The 429-nt window shown below is 48.0% G+C and carries 2 pseudogenes; both read right to left on the bottom strand.

The annotated features are described in order from the left end of the window. Window positions 1-218, bottom strand: a pseudogene (locus AACU55_RS23370) (phosphatase); the annotation flags it as partial. 9 nt (window positions 219-227) lie between these two features. After that, window positions 228-429, bottom strand: a pseudogene (locus AACU55_RS23375) (phosphatase); the annotation flags it as partial.

The following is a 429-nucleotide window of genomic DNA, read 5'->3' on the forward strand; positions in this document are numbered from 1 at the left end:
GGTTGAGCCACTTCCATATCGTCACCATTTGCTTCAACAAATGCAGCGAGAAGACGTTTAACCCACTTGGCGGTAAGGCCATATCGCGCAGGGTGAGCTAATACTGCTTGACCACCAGCCGCATGAATAGCCGTGACAGCATCACACATTGAGCACCATGTTGGTGGCACATAACCTGGGTTATGGCGCGTAAGAAACTTTTTAAACACCTGCTGCATGGTTTTCGCTTAGCCATTGTCGACTAACCATTTCGCAAAGTGTGCTCGTGTAATTGGTGCATCACCTGCAATCAATTTAACTTCTTCTAACACCCCTTCACGAGTCGCTTTCTCAAGACGGTGAGCGATCATCTCAGCACGCCCAATACGGTGTTGCTTCTGTTGTTCAATGAGCGCTTTGAGTTCTGGTGACTCAGGATCAACGTTTAAC

This window comes from Rahnella sp. CJA17(1/100) (genome assembly GCF_963881615.1).
Taxonomy (GTDB): Bacteria; Pseudomonadota; Gammaproteobacteria; order Enterobacterales; family Enterobacteriaceae; genus Rahnella; species Rahnella aceris.